General features: G+C 69.5%; 13 protein-coding genes. 1 reads left to right on the top strand and 12 read right to left on the bottom strand.

Features of this window, described 5'->3' with window-relative positions:
* Positions 1–31: 31 nt before the first annotated feature.
* The 6 genes from pyrF to OIE40_RS06820 form a co-directional block, all read right to left on the bottom strand.
* Complete coding sequence (gene pyrF, locus OIE40_RS06795; protein WP_264701297.1) at positions 32–850, bottom strand: orotidine-5'-phosphate decarboxylase; 819 nt, start codon at positions 848–850, stop codon at positions 32–34.
* Positions 847–1917, bottom strand: a complete 1071-nt coding sequence (locus OIE40_RS06800) for a quinone-dependent dihydroorotate dehydrogenase (RefSeq protein ID WP_264701299.1) — start codon at positions 1915–1917, stop codon at positions 847–849. The genes pyrF and OIE40_RS06800 overlap by 4 nt, the downstream gene beginning before the upstream one ends.
* Positions 1914–5246, bottom strand: coding sequence for a carbamoyl-phosphate synthase large subunit (gene carB / locus OIE40_RS06805; protein ID WP_264701300.1), 3333 nt, complete (start codon positions 5244–5246; stop codon positions 1914–1916). Before carB ends, OIE40_RS06800 begins: the two co-directional genes overlap by 4 nt.
* Positions 5246–6445, bottom strand: coding sequence for a glutamine-hydrolyzing carbamoyl-phosphate synthase small subunit (carA, locus tag OIE40_RS06810; RefSeq protein ID WP_264701302.1), 1200 nt, complete (start codon positions 6443–6445; stop codon positions 5246–5248). Before carA ends, carB begins: the two co-directional genes overlap by 1 nt.
* A 415-nt stretch (positions 6446–6860) precedes the next feature.
* On the bottom strand, positions 6861–8063 hold the full coding sequence (nhaA, locus tag OIE40_RS06815; protein ID WP_264701304.1) for a Na+/H+ antiporter NhaA: 1203 nt from the start codon (positions 8061–8063) through the stop codon (positions 6861–6863).
* Positions 8064–8258: 195 nt separating this feature from the next.
* Complete coding sequence (locus tag OIE40_RS06820) at positions 8259–10244, bottom strand: BCCT family transporter (RefSeq protein WP_264701306.1); 1986 nt, start codon at positions 10242–10244, stop codon at positions 8259–8261.
* A gap of 184 nt (positions 10245–10428) precedes the next feature.
* Between OIE40_RS06820 and OIE40_RS06825 the strand changes: the two genes are divergently transcribed.
* Entirely contained in the window at positions 10429–11454 is a 1026-nt protein-coding gene (locus tag OIE40_RS06825; RefSeq protein ID WP_264701308.1) for a GNAT family N-acetyltransferase, read from the top strand.
* A gap of 246 nt (positions 11455–11700) precedes the next feature.
* On the opposite strand, the gene nusB is transcribed toward OIE40_RS06825, so the two are convergent.
* The 6 genes from nusB to aroC are packed head-to-tail and all read right to left on the bottom strand — an operon-like array spanning position 11701 to position 16309.
* On the bottom strand, positions 11701–12213 hold the full coding sequence (gene nusB / locus OIE40_RS06830) for a transcription antitermination factor NusB (protein WP_264701310.1): 513 nt from the start codon (positions 12211–12213) through the stop codon (positions 11701–11703).
* 7 nt (positions 12214–12220) lie between these two features.
* A complete protein-coding gene (gene efp, locus OIE40_RS06835; RefSeq protein WP_264701312.1) occupies positions 12221–12778 on the bottom strand; it encodes an elongation factor P in 558 nt (185 codons plus the stop codon).
* 42 nt (positions 12779–12820) lie between these two features.
* Positions 12821–13528, bottom strand: coding sequence for an FMN-binding negative transcriptional regulator (locus OIE40_RS06840; protein WP_264701313.1), 708 nt, complete (start codon positions 13526–13528; stop codon positions 12821–12823).
* Positions 13529–13536: 8 nt separating this feature from the next.
* Positions 13537–14616: a 3-dehydroquinate synthase gene (aroB, locus tag OIE40_RS06845; protein WP_319805209.1), complete on the bottom strand. Its 1080-nt coding sequence runs from the start codon at positions 14614–14616 to the stop codon at positions 13537–13539.
* Positions 14613–15125 (bottom strand): shikimate kinase, encoded by a 513-nt coding sequence (locus OIE40_RS06850; protein ID WP_264701315.1) that lies wholly within the window; start codon positions 15123–15125, stop codon positions 14613–14615. The genes aroB and OIE40_RS06850 overlap by 4 nt, the downstream gene beginning before the upstream one ends.
* Positions 15122–16309, bottom strand: coding sequence for a chorismate synthase (gene aroC, locus OIE40_RS06855; RefSeq protein WP_264701317.1), 1188 nt, complete (start codon positions 16307–16309; stop codon positions 15122–15124). Before aroC ends, OIE40_RS06850 begins: the two co-directional genes overlap by 4 nt.
* Between the last annotated feature and the right edge of the window lie 7 nt (positions 16310–16316).

Below are 16316 nucleotides of genomic sequence, written 5' to 3' on the forward strand. Positions count from 1 at the left end.
AAACCCTTGCGAAGGGGCAGTTCGGTGGCTTTCACCGGGTGGCGAGCAGAGTGTCGACCCGGCCGTGCAAGGCCGCGGCGTCCGGCCCGGCGGCGAGCACCTCACGGCTGGCTGCGGGCAGCACGTGCGCCACCGCGTCCCTGAACAGTCCCGGCAGGTTGGCCACCCGGCCGCCCTGGGCGCCGATGCCCGGCACCAGGATGGAGCCGTTGAACTCGCTCGGGTCGCAGCCCAGGTCGGCGTGGGTCGCCCCGATCACGAGACCGATGGCGTGCTGCCCCGACTCGTCGTTGGCGCGCCGCGCTGCGTCGATGATTTGCTGTGCCACCGCTGCCGCGTCTTCGCCACCGGACGCCAGCTGCACCTGCCCGCCCTCGGGGTTCGACGTTCGGGCCAGCACGTAGACGCCGCGGCCGTAGCGGTGGGCACGGTCGAAGGCCGGCTGCAGCGAGCCGAAGCCCAGGTAGGGCGAGACGGTGATCGCGTCCGCCGCCAGCGGCGCCCCGTCGACCAGGTAGGCGTCGGCATAGGCCTGCATCGTCGAGCCGATGTCGCCGCGCTTCACGTCGAGCAGGCTGAGCGCCCCCACCGCGGCGATGTCGCCGAGCACCCGTTCGAGCACGGCGATGCCCGCCGACCCGAACGCCTCGAAGAAGGCCGACTGCGGCTTGAACACTGCCACCCGTTCACCGAGCACCTCGACCACCCGACGGGTCAGCGTCTCGGCGCCGGCGGCATCCACGCTCAGACCCCAGGCCGTCAGCAGGGACGGGTGCGGATCGAGGCCGACGCAGAACGCCCCCCGCGCCTGCGTCACCCGCCGCAACCGTTCCGCGTAGCCGTCGATCATGCGGTCCTCCTGGTCAGGGCGTTGATCCGGGCCGCGAGCGCGGGGCCAGAGTAGACGAATCCGGTGTAGAGCTGCACCAGCGCTGCGCCGAGGTCGAACATCGCCTCGGCGTCCGCCGAGGTCATGATCCCACCGGCGCCGATGACCGGCAGGTCGACGTGCCGGGTCAGGTAGCCGACGACCTCGCGGGCGCGCCGGGTCAGCGGCGCGCCGGACAGTCCGCCGGCCTGTTCGGCCAGCACCAGGTCGGCCGGGTCGACGCCGTCCCGGGCAAGCGTCGTGTTGGTCGCGATCAGCCCGGCGGCGCCCGCGTCCACGGCGGCGCCGACCACCTCGTCCAGTTGCGGATCGGTCAGATCGGGGGCGATCTTGACGAACAGCGGCGCACGGCCCGCCGCCCTGGCGACCAGTGCGGTCAGCAGCTCGACGAGCGCGCCGCCGTCCTGCAGGCTGCGCAGCCCGGGGGTGTTGGGGCTGGACACGTTGACCGCCACATAGTCGGCGTGCGGCAGCACCACGGACAGCGAGGTGAGGTAGTCGTCCACGGCGTCCTGCACCGGTACCACCTTGGTCTTGCCGATCGAGATGCCGATCGGGATGCCCGCCCCGTCGCCGCCGCGGTAGACCCCCAGCAGCGACAGTTCGTGGTGCAGCCGGGCCGCGCCGGCGTTGTTGAAACCCATCCGGTTGACCAGCGCGCCCGAGCGCCGCAGCCGGAACACCCGCGGCTTATCGTTGCCGGGCTGGGCCTGGGCGGTGACGGTGCCGAGTTCGGCGAAGCCGAAACCGAGTGCCTGCCAGGCCAGTGCGGCACGGCCGTCCTTGTCCATGCCGGCGGCCAGCCCGACCCGTCCCGGGAACGGTATGCCGGCGACGGTGACCGGGGCGCCACGACTGCCGGCCAGCAGCCGGGTGGCCGCGACCACCCCCGGCGAGCGGCTGAACCGGGCCAGGTTGGCGATCATCGCCTCGTGCACGGCCTCGGGATCGCCGTGGTACGAACCGAACAGCAGCGGGCGAAGGATCGCCCGGTAGCCGGCGTCGACCAGGCCCACCCGCGGGTTCATCGGCCGGCGGCCTCCAGTTCGGCGCGGACGCCCTCGCTCCACTCCTGCAGCGGCTTCACGCCCAGGTTGCCCCTCCGCAGCGCCTCGATGCCCTGGACGGCCGCCGACAGCCCGGCGACCGTGGTCACGCAGGGCACGTCGCACAGGATCGCGGCCGAACGGATCTGCCAGCCGTCCCGGCGCGGGTCGCCACCCTCGGACACACCGAGCGGGGTGTTGAAGATCAGGCTGATCTCGCCGTCCATGATCGCCTGCACGACGGTCTTGGTGCCGTCGGCGCCGGGACCCTGGGTCTCCTTGCGCAGCACCCTCACCTCGACGTCGTTGCGGCGCAGCACCTGCGCGGTGCCCTCGGTGGCGTACACGGTGAAGCCGAGGTCGGCGAGCCGCTTCACCGGGAAGATCGCGTGCCGCTTGTCCCGGTTCGCCACCGAGACGAACACCGAACCCTCGGTCGGCACGTCGCCGTACGAGGCGGTCTGGCTCTTCGCGAACGCCACCCCGAAGGTCTTGTCCAGCCCCATCACCTCGCCGGTCGACTTCATCTCCGGGCCGAGCAGGCTGTCCACCCAGGCGCCGTCGGCGGTGCGGAACCGGTTGAACGGCATCACAGCCTCCTTCACCGCGAGCGGGGCGGCCTCCAGGTTGGCGGTGCCGTCGACGCCGCGGCGCAGCGTCCCGTCGGCGCGCAACTGGGCGATGCTGGCGCCCATCATGATCCGGGCGCAGGCCTTCGCCAGCTGCGTGTCGGTCGCCTTGGACACGAACGGCACGGTCCGGGACGCCCTCGGGTTCGCCTCCAGCACGTAGAGCACGTCGCCGAGCAGCGCGAACTGGATGTTGATCAAGCCCCGGACGCCGACCCCCCGGGCGATCGCCTCGGTGGCGTGCCGGATGCGGTGGATGGTCTCCTCGCCCAGCGTGATCGGCGGCAGCGCACAGGCCGAGTCTCCGGAGTGAATGCCGGCCTCCTCGATATGCTCCATCACCCCGCCCAGGTACAGCTCGTCGCCGTCGAAGAGGGCGTCGACGTCGATCTCGATGGCGTCGTCGAGGAAACGGTCGACCAGCACCGGCGAGTTGGGGGTGATGTGGGTGGCGCGCTCGATGTAGCCGACCAGCGAGTGGTCGTCGTAGACGATCTCCATGCCGCGTCCGCCCAGCACGTAGGAGGGCCGGACCAGCACCGGGTAGCCGATCTCGTGGGCGATCTCGAGCGCGTCGGCCGCCGACGTCGCCATGCCGTAGGCGGGTGCGGTGAGCTTCGCCTCGGCCAGGATCCGGCCGAACGCGCCGCGCTCCTCGGCCAGGTGGATCGCCTCGGGCGAGGTTCCCACGATCGGCACCCCGGCGTCCTTCAGCGCCTGGGCCAGCTTGAGCGGAGTCTGCCCGCCGAGTTGGACGATGACCCCGGCCACCGGCCCGGCGGCCGCCTCGGCGTGGTAGACCTCGAGCACGTCCTCCAGGGTGAGCGGCTCGAAGTAGAGCCGGTCGGAGGTGTCGTAGTCGGTGGAGACCGTCTCGGGGTTGCAGTTGACCATCACGGTCTCGTAGCCGAACTCCGACAGGGTGAGCGCGGCATGCACGCAGGAGTAGTCGAACTCGATGCCTTGGCCGATCCGGTTGGGGCCGGAGCCGAGGATCAGCACCGCCGCCTTCGTGCGCGGCGCCACCTCGGTCTCGGCGTCGTAGGAGGAGTAGTGGTACGGCGTCCGGGCGGCGAACTCGGCGGCGCAGGTGTCGACGGTCTTGTACACCGGCCGCACCCCCAGCGCCCAGCGCACGCCGCGCACCACGTCGGTGCTCAGCCCGCGCAGCGCCGCGATCTGCTCGTCGGAGATGCCGTGCCGCTTGGCCAGCCGCAGCACGTCGGCGGTCAGTTCGGGGACGTCCCGGACGTGGTCGGCGACCTCGGCGACCAGGCGCAGCTGGTCGAGGAACCAGGGGTCGATCTTGGTGGCGGCGAACAGCTGTTCGGCGGTCGCACCGAGCCGCAACGCCTTCATCACCAGGCCGAGGCGCCCGTCGTGCGGGCGGGACGCGTGGTCGAGCAGCTCGTCGAGGGTCTCGGTGATCTCGCCGGAGAAGTCGAAGGTGGCCTTGGGATCCTCCAGCGACCGCAGCGCCTTGCCGAGCGCCTCGGTGAAGTTGCGGCCGATCGCCATCGCCTCGCCGACGCTCTTCATGTGCGTGGTCAGCGTGTTCTCGGCGGTCGGGAACTTCTCGAAGGCGAACCGCGGCGCCTTCACCACGACGTAGTCCAGCGTGGGTTCGAAGGACGCCGGGGTCTCGGCGGTGATGTCGTTGGGGATCTCGTCCAGGGTGTAGCCGACGGCGACCTTCGCGGCGATCTTGGCGATCGGGAAGCCGGTCGCCTTGGACGCCAGCGCGCTGGAGCGGGAGACCCGCGGGTTCATCTCGATCACGATCATCCGGCCGTCGTCGGGGTTGATCGCGAACTGGATGTTGCACCCGCCGGTGTCGACGCCGACGGCCCGGATCACCCCGATGCCGACGTCGCGCATCGCCTGGTACTCGCGGTCGGTGAGGGTCATCGCCGGCGCGACGGTGATCGAGTCGCCGGTGTGCACGCCCATCGGATCGAGGTTCTCGATGGAGCACACGATGACGACGTTGTCGGCCTTGTCGCGCATCACCTCGAGTTCGTACTCCTTCCAGCCCAGGATCGACTCCTCGATCAGCACCTCGGTGACCGGGGACGCCGACAGGCCGGTGCCGGCGATCCGGCGCAGCTCGTCGGGGGTGTGGGCGAAGCCGGAGCCGACCCCGCCCATGGTGAAGCTGGGCCGCACCACCAGCGGGTAGCCGAGGTCGTCGGCCGCGGCGAACACCTCGTCCAGCGAGTGGCAGATCCGGCTGCGGGCCACCTCGGGGGTGGTGCCGGGGATGTCCAGCGCCTCGACGATCTCCTTGAACTTCTCCCGGTCCTCACCGGACTGGATCGCCTCGAACGAGGCACCGATCAGCTCCACCTCGTACCTGGCCAGCACGCCGCGCTCGTGCAGGGCGACGGCTGCGTTGAGGGCGGTCTGTCCGCCCAGGGTGGCGAGCAGCGCGTCCGGACGCTCGGCGGCGATCACCTTCTCGAGGAACTCGGGCTGGATCGGCTCGATGTAGGTGGCGTCGGCGAACTCGGGGTCGGTCATGATCGTGGCCGGGTTGGAGTTGACCAGGATCACCCGGTAGCCCTCCTCGCGCAGCACCCGGCAGGCCTGGGTGCCCGAGTAGTCGAACTCGCACGCCTGGCCGATCACGATCGGCCCGGAGCCGACCACCAGGATCGAGGAGATGTCGGTCCGCTTCGGCATCAGTTCTCCTGCTCGGGGCTGGGGTGGACGTCGTCGACCGGCGCGGCGCGCCCCTCGCGGCGGCGCTGCATGACCTCGACGAACCTGTCGAACAGGTACGCCGAGTCGTGCGGGCCGGCGGCCGCCTCGGGGTGGTACTGCACCGAGAACGCGAGCAGGTTGTCCTCGTCGTCGGTCAGTTCCAGCCCCTCCACGACGTCGTCGTTGAGGCAGATGTGGCTCACCCGCGCATTGCCCCAGCGGGTGGCCGTGGCGGCGTCCAGCGGGGCGTCGACGGCGAAGCCGTGGTTCTGGGCGGTGATCTCGACCCTGCCGGTGCGCAGGTCCTTGACCGGCTGGTTGATGCCCCGGTGGCCGTACTTCAGCTTGTAGGTGCCGAAGCCGAGGGCGCGGCCGAACAGCTGGTTGCCGAAGCAGATGCCGAAGTACGGGATGCCCTCGTCGAGGACGCCCTGCAGCAGCTGCACCGGGGCGTCCGCCGTGGCGGGATCGCCGGGACCGTTGGAGAAGAACACCCCGTCGGGGGCCAGTTCGCGGACCTGGTCGATGCCGGCCGTTGCAGGCAGCACGTGCACCTCGATGCCGCGCTGGGCCATCCGGGTCGGTGTCATGTCCTTGATGCCGAGGTCGATGGCGGCGACGGTGAAGCGCTTCTCCCCCACAGGCTCGACGACCTCCTCGACCTCGACGGTGACGTCGGCGATCAAGTCGGAGCCTGCCATCACCGGGGCCTGCAGCACCTTGGCCAGCAGCTTGCCCGGGTCGAGTTCCTCGGTGGAGATGCCGACCCGCATCGCACCCCGCTCACGCAGGTGCCTGGTCAGCGCCCGGGTGTCCAGCTCGGCGATGCCGACCACGCCCTGGTTACGCAATTCGTCGTCCAGCGAGCGGTTCGAGCGCCAGTTGGAGCGGACCCGGGACAGGTCCCGCACGACGTAGCCGGCGACCCAGATGCGGGCCGACTCGTCGTCCTCGTCGTTCCAGCCGGTGTTGCCGATGTGCGGGGCGGTGGCGACGACGACCTGGCGGTGGTAGCTGGGGTCGGTGAGCGTCTCCTGGTAGCCGGACATGCCGGTGGAGAAGACCGCTTCGCCGAAGGTCTCGCCGGTGGCCCCGAAGGACACGCCGCGGAAGGATCGCCCATCTTCGAGGACCAACAACGCCGGAGTCTGTTCGTGATCGAAGAAGCCTGAGGGCATGGGCGTCCTTTCCCCACCTGGGCGGGATCAAACTTCGCCGAGACTATCAAGGACGCCGGACTGCTCCGACCACCGACAGGTTGTGGACGACCCCCTCCGGGCGCTCGCCCAACTACCGAGCGCTCGCGAAGGTTGGCGGTGGGCTCTAGGGCACAAGCCCGATCAGCTACCGGCGTTATGGCCCACCAACAGCCAGCACAGACGGGCCGGGCATCGCTGTCGCTCAGGCCGCAAGCAGTGTGGAGGAACCCATAGATCGAGGTAGTGCGACATAGTTATCCGCCACCGACCGAAAGCGCAACAGCGTTATCCGGCAGAACGCCCCTCGGTGGATTCCAGCGGCGTGAGCAAGTCGAGCACGGTTCGCGTTCTCTATTGCTGTCGGGCTTCGGGAGCGACCTTCGTTCAAGCTCGTCTACTCGATAGTCTCGGTGTCGGCATCGGGCAAGCCGTCGTCGTTCATGTCGCGGCGTCGGGTCTTGCGCGCATCCCATCGAAGCAGGGTCGCGGCGAGGATCGCGGCCAGGGCGGTGGCGATGAGGATCGCGATCTTCGCCCCGTCGGTGTGCTCGGTGTCGGGGAAGGACAGTTCCGCGATGAGGAGGGAGACAGTGAACCCGATCCCGGCGAGGAACCCGACCGGGAGCAGGTCACGCAGTCCGGTCGCGTCGGGCAACCGCAGCGGAGTGAGCTTTGTCACCAGCGCGGTCGTTCCGAGCACCCCGACGAGTTTGCCCAGAACCAGGGCGATCACGATCGCGAGAACGACAGGCTGGGCAAGTATCCCTTCCGGGCCATCACCGTCCAGGAGGGATACCCCAGAGGAGAAGAACGCGAAGACCGGAAGCGCGACCCCGCTGGAGAAGGGGCGGATCGTCTCATCGAAGCGATGAGTGCGCGGTCCCTCATCCAGGTGGATGGGGCGGGCAGGGACGGTGAATCCGAGGAGCACCCCGGCGATGGTGGCGTGGACACCGGAGGCGTGCATGAACCCCCACGCGATGACCGCGACCGGAACGAGAAGCCACCACCGGGTGCGCCGCATCCGTACCAGCACCGCATACACCGCCACTGCCGCAAGCGAAGCGGCCAGGGCGAGAGCGTCGATGGTGCCGGTGTAGAACACGGCGATCACGATGATCGCGAGCAGGTCATCGACGACGGCGAGCGTGAGCAGGAACGTCCGCAACGCCTTCGGCAGGCCCCGCCCGAAGATCGCCAGCACCGCCAACGCGAATGCGATATCCGTCGCCGTGGGGATCGCCCACCCGTGCAGGGCCTCGGTATCGCCGGTGGTGAGGATCACCACGGTGAACAAGATCGCGGGGGTCGCCATGCCGCCCACTGCCGCGAACACCGGGACGGCAGCCTCACGCGGGTTGCGCAGGCTCCCGGCAACGATCTCGTGCTTCAGCTCGACCCCGACGACGAAAAAGAACACGGCCAACAGCCCATCCGCTGCCCACGCCGACACGCTCAGATTCAGGTGCAGGGCTTCGGGGCCGAACGTGAGGCCCGACAGGGCGGTATAGCTTTCATGCCAGGGCGAGTTCGCCGATGCGAGCGCGAGAGCTGCGGCGACCAGCAGCAGCATGCCGCTGACGGTTTCGGTGGTCACCCACCGCCGGTAGCGGGCACGAGCGGAACGGACGCGGTCCAGGCGAGTCATCGGTCTCCTTCGGTCGTTCCCCGAGGGCTGGATATGCCAACGAGGGTGTCGCCCAGGCTTCCCGACGCGCCACACCTGAGTTCACCCGCCCCGTTCTCACAGCGCTGTGAGAACGGGGCGGTGAGGACGGCCGCGAGTGTGGCGTTACTCTGCCGTCTTCTCGGGCGGTGTGTCATGGTGGTTGTCGCGGTGGCCGCGCCGGTTCTCTCCCACGGTGAGCGAGGCATCTCCGGATGCGGTGTGGTCCGGGTTGTCTGGACCCTTGGGCTGGATGCGGCCTGGTTCGAGGGTGCGGGTCACGTCCTCGGCCGAGACGATTGGCATCTGACCGGTGGCTGTCTCGTACCATTCCGTCAAGGCGGGGTCTTCGCTGTCGATCCCGGCGCCCGCTCCTTCGTCGGCGGCTACCTCGGTGGCTCCGAACACGAAATCGTCTCCGTGGTCGGTAATGCCTCGGCGGACGCCCTGGGCGATCGCGGCTCGCGCATACCGGTGGCGGAGCATGTAAGGGTCGGTGCGGAGTTCTTTCGCCCAGGAGATCATGATCCCGACAACGACGATCGCGAACGGCAGTGCGGAGACGACCATGATCGATTGCAGACCCGACAGTGCCGTTTCCCCACCGGCAAGGAGCAGCGCGAGGGCTGCCGCTCCGAGCAGGATGCCCCAGGTGATCGTGACCCAGGTGGTCGGTTCGGGCTTGCCGCGCTGACTCATCGAGCCCATCACGATCGCCGCGGAGTCCGCGGAGGTCACGAAGAACAGCACGATCGAGATCATCGCGAACACTGACAGGATCGCCCCGAACGGGAGGTGCTCGAATACGGCGAACAGAATCGCTTCGGATGACCCGGCATCGCTGATCCCGAGTCCTTGGGACTCGAAGAGCATTGTGGTGCCGCCCATGATCCCGAACCAGATGATGCACACCACTGACGGGACCACGATCACGACGGTGACGAACTCCCGTAGTGTCCGGCCGCGTGAGATCTTCGCGATGAACATCCCCACGAAGGGTGTCCAGGAGATCCACCACGCCCAGTAGTAGTTCGTCCACGACGACATGAATGCTGCCGCATCCTCACCCTGTCCCGGGTTGCGCATCAGCATCGTCCACAAGTCCCCGAAGAACGCCGCCACGCTTGCGGGAATCATGTCGAGCAGGAACAGGGTGGGACCGGCGATGAAGATGAACAGGCCGATGACCGCGGCGATGACCATGTTGATGTTCGACAGGGCGCGGATGCCGCGCTTGATCCCTGACACCGCAGACAGTACGAACGCGACCGTCAGAACGGTCACGATGACGATCAGTCCCGTGTTGCCGAGCGGTCCGATGCCGGAGACGTATTCCACGCCGCTGGCGATCTGCAACGCTCCCATGCCGAGGGTCACCCCGGTGCCGAACAGGGTCACGATGATCGCGAACACGTCGATCACCGCGCCGATCCACCCTTCGGTGCGTTCACCGAAGATGGGGCGGAAGATTGCCGAGATCAGTGGGGCACGGCCCCGCCGGTACGCGGCATACGCGATGGCACCGCCGACGAGGGCGTAGAACGCCCACGCCATCGGCCCCCAATGCAGGATCGATTGCGCCAATGCATCGAGCATCGCATCGTTCGACCCGGCCTCGGAGGTGAACCCGTAGGGTACGTCGTTGAAGTACGCCAACGGTTCCGCTGGCCCCCAGAACAGGAGCCCTATCCCCATACCCGCGGAGAACAGCATCGCGATCCACGACACGGTCGAGAACTCCGGCGTCTCGTTATCGGCCCCGAGGCGGATGCCGCCCGTTCTGCCGTAACCGACGACGAACATGAACACGATCGTGAGGACCGCGAGTAACGAGAACAACCAGCCGAAGTTTTCCGTCACCCACCCCAGCGATGCTGTCCCGGCTGCGCTGATGCTGTCGGGAGCGAGGAACCCCCACAGCACCACCGCGAGGACCGCGACTCCGGCGATGCCGAACACCGCCCAGTTCGTCCCGAACTTGCGGGGCGTGTCCTCCACACCGATCCCGGGGATCAACGCAGGGTGCGTCACTTCCCGCAGAATCTTCCTCGGTGTCGCACGGTTCACAGAGCCCTGCTTCGCGCCGCTGGATCGTTCATCACTGATCGTCATCGTCGGCCTTTCCGCAGCACACCCAGTCGCAGAAGCGCCGCTCGCGTAAAGAATCGGTCTTCTACGCTATCGGGTTCGGCGCGGTTCGCGCCTTAATGCTCGACACCGGGCACGTAGTTGGGCGAGTGGGGTGAGGCGGATGTGCCGATTGGGACGCCCGGGCGGGCCTCGCTACGCTCGTTCGATGACTTCTGACGGCACGACTGTTGTGACTATCCCCGAGCCGGACCCGTTGCCCGCCGGGGTGACGGCCCGGGAGGCGACCCGCGCCGACGTCCCGGCCCTGCTCGCCCTGCTGCAGGCAGAGGACCTGGCGGGCACCGGTGAGACGTCCATGGTCGCCTCCGAGGTCGAGCACTGGTTCGACAGCGCCCGCTCCCGAGAGCGCGGCTTCACCCGGGTGTTCGAGCGCGACGGCGTCGGGGTGGGCGTGGCCCGGGTGTACCGCCACCTCGACGACAAGTACTGGGTGCAGGTGGCCGTCGACCGGACGCTGCCGGACGAGACGGTGGATGCCCTGTGGCGTTGCGGCCAGACCTGGACCGAGGCCACGGCACTGGCGATCGCGGACTCGTTCGACGTCGCGCGGCCCCGGCTCGATGCGTGGGTCAACGAGGGCGACGCGCTCGGGCGCCGGCACCGCGAGGACGCCGGTTTCGAGCAGGTCCGTTCCTTCATCGAGATGCAGATCGACCTCGACGGCTATCAGGCTCCGGAGCCGAACCCGCTGGTGACGGTGCGTCCCCTGCGGATCGACTTCCCGGACAGCCCGGACCTGCGGTTGATGCACGAGCTGATCACCGAGTCGTTCCGGGACCATTTCGACTTCCACGAGCGCACCTTCGAGGAGTGGGCGAAGGGCCGGGCCGACGACCCGCTCGGCGACGCGACGCACTGGTACGTCGCCGAGGCGGACGGCGAGGTGGTCGGCGCGCTGATCGGCCACAACGCCTATACCGAGTCCGACAACGCCGGGTACATCGCGAACCTGGGAGTGCTGCGCGCCGGACGCGGCAAGGGTGTGGCCAAGGCGCTGCTGCACGCCAGTTTCGCGCGCTACGCGGCCGAGGGGCGGGACGCCGTCAAGCTGCACGTGGACGCCGACAGCCCCACCGGGGCCACCCACCTCTATGAGGGCGTCGGGATGTACCGCCGGCTGGTGGGCTTCGACTTCTTCAAGTGGCCGCGAGGCAAGGGCGAAGAGGACTGACGCGCAGGGGCCGCCACGGCGTCCGTTCCTCAGGGAGTTCGTGACTGGCGCGGTGTTTGGGCGGCGTTCTGGGGCGGTGTCTGGCCGACCCCGGGGGGCGCGTCCTGGGGCGTCCTGGGGTCGGGCGTTCTCATCAACGCCGACCATTGGCGGGAACGCCGACTGTTCTCGTGTTGCAACGCGAGAGTAGGCGGGTTTGTGGCGAGTAGTCGGCGTTGCAGAGAAGGGACGACCCCCGCGGCAGGCTCAGGCCGAGGGTGCCAGCCGGTCCCTGGCCCGGGCCAGCAGGCCGTTGAGGAAGCCCGCCGAATCGTCGGTGGAGAGTTCCTGCGCCAACTGCACCGCCTGCTGCAGGACCACCTCGGCGGAGGTGCTGCCCTCCAGCAGCTCGTAGACGGCGATCCGGGCCAGCACCCGGTCGACCCGCGGCATCCGCTCCAACGTCCAGTCGGCTGCCAGGCACTCGCTGATCACCGGGTCGATCTCGGCCTGCCTGTCGGCGACCCCGATGACCAGGTCGGCGGTGAACGGCCGCACCGGCGGATCGGCCTCGGCGCTGTGCACCGCCAACGACTCCCGCGCCGGGACGCCGCGCAGGTCGGCCTCGAACAGGATGTCGAGGGCGCGCTTGCGGGCCTTGGTCCGCACCGAGCCGCGTGCCGGGGCGTCGGCCGGACGGGTCTCGACCAGTTCGGCGATGGTGCCGTCTGGGGTGGTGATCCGCTTGCGCGGCGTGGGCGCCGCAGCAGGAGAGGTCATCGGGCGGTCAGACCCGACCGAGGTAGCTGCCGTCGCGGGTGTCGACCTTGACCCGCTCACCGGTGGTGATGAACAGCGGCACCTGCACCTGCAGGCCGGTCTCGACGGTGGCCGGCTTGGTGCCGCCCGTCGACCGGTCACCCTGCAGGCCCGGCTCGGTGTAGGTCACTTCGAGCTCGACCGAGGCCGGCAGGTCGATGTAGAGCGGGTTGCCCTCGTGCATGGCGACCGTGGCCGTCTGGTTCTCCAGCAGGTAGTCCTTGGCGTCGCCGACCGTGTCGTCGGGCACCGTCAACTGGTCGTAGGTGGTGGTGTCCATGAACACGTAGCCGTCACCGTCGTGGTACAGGTACTGCATCTCGCGACGGTCGACGTTCGCGGTGTCCACCTTGGTGTCGGAGTTGAACGTGCGGTCGACCACCTTGCCGCTCAGCACGTGCTTGAGCTTGGTGCGGACGACGGTGTTGCCCTTGCCGGGCTTGTGGTGCTGGAACCACAGCACCTGCCACAGCTGACCGTCGAGGTCGAGCACCATGCCGTTCTTGAGATCGTTGGTGGAAGCCACGTGAAAACCCTTCGTTCACCGAGTGTGAGCCGACCGCTCAGTCTAGCCGTGGGGCCGCTGCGGGACGAAACCGAGATCCCGGGCGGGTTCCCGGTGCCGGGCCGCGACGTCGGCGATCAACGCGGCCCGGCGCTCCGCCGCCGGCAGCGCGAACTCCTCGACGAGACCCGCGGTCTTGCCGGCGCCGGCGGCGCTCAGGCCGTCGACCACGCCGCGGACGTCGGCCGGCGTCCGGTTCTGGCTCAGCTTCGCCTTGCCCTCGATCCGGGTCACCTCCAGTTGCAGCCCGACGATCGCCCGCAACTGCCCCGCCCGGTAGGCGGGCGGCATGTCGTCCGGCCCGACCGTGGTCTCATGCGCCGCCATCAGCCGTTCGGCGGCCATCGTCGTCCAGGCCAGGTCGTCGTGCACCACCAGCCGGCCGTAGAGCTGAACGGTCACGTAGTCCCAGGTCGGCACGTACTTGCCCGACTCGGCGGCGCTCGGGTACCACAGCGACGACACGTAGTCGGTGGCCGGGGTGATCAGGAACAGCGACTCCCCGATCGCTTCGCTGCGCCACTGCTCGTTCGGACGCGCCACGTGCAGCAGCAGGCTGCCGTGCTGGCCCAGGTCGGGGTCGTAGACGTACGGCAGGTGGGTGGCCAGCAGGCCGGCGCTGGTCTGCGTGATCAGGTCGCCCACTCCCGGGGCGGCCAGGATGCGTTGCTGAAGCTCGGGCGGCATGGCGAAGTGCCGGGGCGTGTACATCGCGCCCCCTACGCCAGCGACTCGAACGCGTTGCGCAGCACGCCCTCGTCCGGGTTGTCGAGGATCGCGCCGTGCCCCAGCTCCTCCAGGATGACGAACCGCAGCCCGTCGCCGCGGGTCTTCTTGTCGAGGTTCATCGCTTCGCGCAGTTGCGGCCAGGCCTTGGCCGGGTAGCTGGTCGGCAGCTTGAGTGCGGCCAGGATGCGGCGGTGCCGCTCTGCGGTGTCGTCGTCGAGCCTGCCCAGCCGCCGGCTCAGCTCGGCGACGAACGTCATGCCGACACTGATCGCCTCACCGTGCCGCCAGCGGAAGCCCTCGTGTCGTTCGATGGCGTGGCCCAGCGTGTGGCCGTAGTTCAGCAGTTCTCGGCCGACGTCGCGCCCCACCGAGGTGCGCTCGCGCAGGTCCGCGCCGACCACTGCGGCCTTCACCGAGATGGCCCGCTTGACCAACGCGCAGATCTCGTCGCCGCCCGGGTCGAGCGCCCTGGCCGGGTCGTCCTCGATGATGCTGAGGATGGCCGGGTCCGCGATGAAGCCGGCCTTGACCACTTCGGCCATCCCTGAACGCATCTCACGCTCGGGCAGGCTCTCCAGCAGGGCCAGGTCGCACAGCACGGTGTACGGCTCGTAGAACGAGCCGACCAGGTTCTTCCCGGCAGCCAGGTTGATGCCCGTCTTGCCGCCGACGGCGGCGTCCACCATGCCGAGCACGGTGGTCGGCACCGACACGTAGCGGACGCCGCGCAGCCACGTGGCCGCCACGAATCCCGCCAGATCGGTGGTGGCGCCCCCACCCAGGCCGACGATGGCGTCCGAACGGGTGAAACCGGCGCCGGCCAGAGCATCCCAGCAGGCCTGCAGGGTGGCGCCCGTCTTGGCCTGCTCGGCGTTCGGCACCTCGATCAGCAGCAGTTCGCACTCGCACGAGGCGCCGAGCCTCGCCGCCTGGTCACGCAGCAGCGGTGGATGGATGACCGCCACCCGACGCTGGTCGGCGAGGTACTGCGGGAGAAACTCCAGGGCTCCGTGGCCGACCACCACCTGGTACGGGCTCTCGGCGGTCACGTCGATGGTCGAGATCCTCACCGGTCCACCCCTTCCCACTGCGCCACGATCTGCTCCACGACCCCCCGGACGCCCGACCGATCGGTGTCGACGGTGATCGTGGCCAGATTTTCGTACACCGGCGTCCGCTCCGCCAGCAATTTGATCAGCGTCGCCCGCAGGTTGCCCAGCAGCAACGGCCTGGCCTGGTTCAGCCCCACCCGGCGACTGGCCTGGGTGACCGACACCTGCAGCCACACGGTGAACACGCCGGCCACCGCCTCGGCGATCCCCGGGGTCATCACCGCGCCGCCGCCCAACGACACGACGCCTGGCTCGCTCAGCGCGGCCAGGGTGGCGACCCGCTCCAACTCGCGGAAGTGCGCCTCGCCGGAGTCGGCGAAGATCTCCCGGACCAGCTTGCCCTGCTCGGCCTCGATGCGGGCGTCCACGTCGACGAACGGCAGTTCGAGCCGCGCGGCGAGTTGGCGTCCGACGCTGGTCTTGCCCGCGCCCGGCGCCCCGATCAGCGCGATGGTGGCCCCTGTCACCTCAGTCCCCGCTCGGCGAGTCGTGCCGAGTACGACGCCAGGTTTCGGGCCGTCTCGGCGACCGAGTCGCCGCCGAACTTCTCCAGCACTGCCTCGGCCAGCACCAGGGCCACCATCGCCTCGGCCACCACCCCGGCCGCCGGTACCGCGCACACGTCGGAGCGCTGGTGGTGGGCCACGGCCGCCTCACCGGTGCTGACGTCGACAGTGCGCAGCGCCCGCGGAATGGTGGCGATCGGCTTCATCGCCGCCTTGACCCGCAACGGCTCGCCGTTGCTCATCCCGCCCTCGGTGCCCCCCGAACGGTTGGCCAGCCGGGACACGCCGCCCTCGACCGGCGCGATCTCGTCGTGGGCCAGGCTGCCGCGGCTGCGGGCGAGTTCGAAGCCGTCGCCCACCTCGACGCCCTTGATCGCCTGGATGCCCATCAGCGCGCCGGCCAGCCGGGCGTCCAGTCGCCGGTCGCCCTGGCTGTGCGAGCCGAGTCCGGCCGGCACCCCGTGCGCGACCACCTCGACCACTCCGCCGAGGGTGTCACCCTCCTTCTGGCAGGCGGCGATCTCGGCCTGCATGGCGGCGCTGGCGTCGGCGTCGAGGCAGCGCACCGGGTCGGCATCGATCGCGTCACGGTCGTCGAAGCCGGGGACGCGCCCGCCCAGCGACCGGACCGAGCCGAGCTCGACCACGTGGCTCACCACGGTGATGCCGCAGGCCTGCTGCAGGAAGTTGGAGGCCACCCGGCCCAGCGCGACGCGGGCGGCGGTCTCGCGGGCCGAGGCTCGCTCGAGGATCGGCCGGGCCTCGTCCCAGTCGTACTTCTGCATGCCGGCCAGGTCGGCGTGACCAGGCCTGGGCCTGGTCAGCGGGGCGTTGCGGGCCTGCGAATCGAGCAGGGCGGCGTCCACCTCGTCGGGGGCCATCACCGACTCCCACTTGGGCCACTCGGTGTTGCCGATCATGATCGCGATCGGCGAGCCGAGCGTCTCGCCGTGCCGGACGCCGGCCAGCAGGGTCACCTCGTCGGCCTCGAACTTCATCCGGGCACCCCGACCGGCGCCCAGCCGTCGCCGCGCCAACGCCTCGGCGATGTGACCGGTGCCGACCCGAACGTGGGCGGGGATCCCTTCGATGGTGGCCACCAGGGCGCGCCCATGGGACTCCCCGGCAGTCAGGTAGCGCAGCATGATTGCG

The organism is Micropruina sonneratiae (assembly GCF_025972045.1).
GTDB lineage: Bacteria > Actinomycetota > Actinomycetes > Propionibacteriales > Propionibacteriaceae > Micropruina > Micropruina sonneratiae.

Excerpts from the sequence above, each read along its gene's own strand:
- pyrF (WP_264701297.1), bottom strand. The coding sequence starts at position 850 with ATGATCGACGGCTACGCGGAACGGTTGCGGCGGGTGACGCAGGCGCGG.
- OIE40_RS06800 (WP_264701299.1), bottom strand. The coding sequence starts at position 1,917 with ATGAACCCGCGGGTGGGCCTGGTCGACGCCGGCTACCGGGCGATCCTT.
- carB (WP_264701300.1), bottom strand. The coding sequence starts at position 5,246 with ATGCCGAAGCGGACCGACATCTCCTCGATCCTGGTGGTCGGCTCCGGG.
- carA (WP_264701302.1), bottom strand. The coding sequence starts at position 6,445 with ATGCCCTCAGGCTTCTTCGATCACGAACAGACTCCGGCGTTGTTGGTC.
- OIE40_RS06820 (WP_264701306.1), bottom strand. The coding sequence starts at position 10,244 with ATGACGATCAGTGATGAACGATCCAGCGGCGCGAAGCAGGGCTCTGTG.
- OIE40_RS06825 (WP_264701308.1), top strand. The coding sequence starts at position 10,429 with ATGACTTCTGACGGCACGACTGTTGTGACTATCCCCGAGCCGGACCCG.
- nusB (WP_264701310.1), bottom strand. The coding sequence starts at position 12,213 with ATGACCTCTCCTGCTGCGGCGCCCACGCCGCGCAAGCGGATCACCACC.
- OIE40_RS06840 (WP_264701313.1), bottom strand. The coding sequence starts at position 13,528 with ATGTACACGCCCCGGCACTTCGCCATGCCGCCCGAGCTTCAGCAACGC.
- aroC (WP_264701317.1), bottom strand. The coding sequence starts at position 16,309 with ATGCTGCGCTACCTGACTGCCGGGGAGTCCCATGGGCGCGCCCTGGTG.